Source organism: Candidatus Erwinia dacicola (assembly GCF_001756855.1).
GTDB classification, from domain to species: domain Bacteria; phylum Pseudomonadota; class Gammaproteobacteria; order Enterobacterales; family Enterobacteriaceae; genus Erwinia; species Erwinia dacicola.
In genome coordinates this window covers 1-2,231 of the sequence record NZ_MAYS01000286.1, presented here as the reverse complement: position 1 = coordinate 2,231, position 2,231 = coordinate 1, and the positions used below count along the sequence as shown (strand labels likewise).

Annotated in this window: 1 protein-coding gene and 1 pseudogene; one reads left to right on the top strand and one right to left on the bottom strand. The window is 52.3% G+C overall.

Features of this window, described 5'->3' with window-relative positions; genetic code table 11:
* Positions 1-199: 199 nt before the first annotated feature.
* A complete protein-coding gene (hemL, locus tag BBW68_RS08520; RefSeq protein ID WP_070134950.1) occupies positions 200-1,480 on the bottom strand; it encodes a glutamate-1-semialdehyde 2,1-aminomutase in 1,281 nt (426 codons plus the stop codon).
* A gap of 234 nt (positions 1,481-1,714) precedes the next feature.
* Here hemL and BBW68_RS18825 point away from each other — a divergent pair.
* Positions 1,715-1,816: pseudogene (locus tag BBW68_RS18825) on the top strand (hypothetical protein); the annotation flags it as partial.
* Between the last annotated feature and the right edge of the window lie 415 nt (positions 1,817-2,231).

Genomic DNA, 2,231 nt, shown 5'->3' with positions numbered 1-2,231 from the left:
TTTTAAAGAATTTTTGGCATAAATACACGGGCAGGCATAGCGGTGATTTCCTTGAAATTGTTAGCGCAATCAATTAGATCACATTACACTATGCCTGTCTTGTTTTCTGGGGATTCATCAGAAGTATGCCCCGCCCGGATATTACAGCATGAATCCAAGGGGGCAATCGTCTTTGCTGATCGACCCTTTGCATTGCGGTTTACAGCTTCGCGAAGCTATGGCGTGCCGCATCGATGGTGCGCTGAATATCTTCCAGGCTGTGCGCCAGCGACATAAAGCCGGCCTCAAACGCGGACGGGGCCAGATAAACGCCCTCTTCCAGCATCAGATGGAAGAAACGCTTAACGCGCTCAACGTCGCATTGCTGCACGTCGGCATAGCAAGTCACGCTGGCGGCGTCGGTGAAAAACAGGCCGAACATGCCACCGACGTGGTTAATCACCAGCGGGATATTTTCCTCTTTCGCCACCGTCAGCAGACCGTCAGCCAGCTGGGTGGTCAGCTCGGTCAGCGTTTGATGCGTACCGGTACATGCCACTTCGGTCAAACAAGCGAAGCCTGCGGCCATTGCGATCGGGTTGCCGGACAGCGTGCCGGCCTGGTACACCGGGCCGGTAGGCGCCAGCGCTTCCATCACTTCACGACGGCCGCCAAAGGCACCGACCGGCATGCCGCCGCCGATGATTTTGCCGAGGCAGGTCAGGTCCGGCTCCACGCCGTAATAAGCCTGAGCACCCGCCAGCGCTACGCGGAAGCCGGTCATCACTTCATCGATAATCAGCAGCGCATCAAACTCGTCACACAGCGTGCGTAGGCCCGGCAGGAACTCCGGCAGCGGCGGAATGCAGTTCATGTTGCCAGCGACTGGCTCAACGATGATGCAGGCCACTTCCTGCGGATACTGCTCAAAGGCTGCGCGTACTGAGTCGAGGTCGTTGTAGGTGCAGGTCAGCGTGTGTTTGGCGAAGTCCGCCGGCACGCCTAGGGAGTTTGGTTGGCCGAGAGTCAGGCCGCCGGAACCCGCTTTCACCAGCAGGCAGTCAGCATGGCCGTGGTAGCAGCCTTCGAACTTGATGATTTTATCGCGGTGGGTAAAGCCGCGCGCTAGACGAATCGCACTCATGGTGGCTTCAGTGCCGGAGTTTACCATGCGCACCATATCCATGGTCGGCACCAGCTCGGTGACCAGTGCTGCCATCTTCACTTCCATCTCGGTTGGAGCGCCGAAGCTCAGGCCGCGTTCAGCCGCTTCAATCACCGCGTTGCGGATGGCGAGGTGGTTGTGCCCCAGCACCATCGGGCCCCAGGAGCCGACATAGTCGATATAGGCTTTGCCGTCTGCATCGAAAAGATAAGCCCCATCAGCGCGTTCGATAAACAGCGGTACGCCACCAACGCTGTTAAAGGCTCGCACTGGCGAATTGACGCCGCCGGGAATTAACTGCTGCGCCTGAGCGTACAGGTTTTCAGACTTACTCATGGAACCGCTCCTGAACATTCATTAAAAAACCTGTCTATTCTAAGGTAAATTCGCGGACCAGCCAAAGGCTGTTGCTGTTTCTGACACGATTAGAGAGAAATTAAGCGCGGGCTTTACTGGCGAGAACAGGTAAGATTTTGACCAATTTCTACAATAAAAATAAATGGCCTATGACTCAGCAATCTAACTGACGATTTGCACGTGGTGCCTGCCCAGCGCGGCGATTTCCTGCGCCTGCTGGCGGAGGTTGGCTATTTTCTGGTGTGCACCTTCGCATCTGAAGCCGCAGGTTCCGGGATCCCTGAAATTGAAGGCGCGCTGGAGGAGCTGTGCCCGGCAATGGCATTCGGTTAAAAAAGCAACTATGCTATAAAAATCTAGGCTTTTCGGAGAGTATGCTGATGGATATATATCACTATCTGAATAAAAAATTTTATGATTCATGTTCAAAAATTGCCAATTCATGGCAAAAAAGGAAAGATCAACAGACACCAAATTGGTTGTTCTGTTTCTAATGAAATTATATCAGGGAAAAATAATTAAGGGCACCGACTTTTTGCTATAGACGGTTCAAAACTAAACATTCCAAGAGGGTTGCTGGAAGATGGATGTAAAATCCAAAAAAAACATAACACGACATTATCCCCATGCAATGATACGTTGCCTTTATGATGTATTGGACTCGATTATATGTGATGTTGATTTTATTAACCATAACAAAGTGTAGTGGCCAACTAATACTGGCCACAGC

Coding starts and splice junctions, on each gene's coding strand:
- hemL (WP_070134950.1), bottom strand. CDS start 1,480: ATGAGTAAGTCTGAAAACCTGTACGCTCAGGCGCAGCAGTTAATTCCC.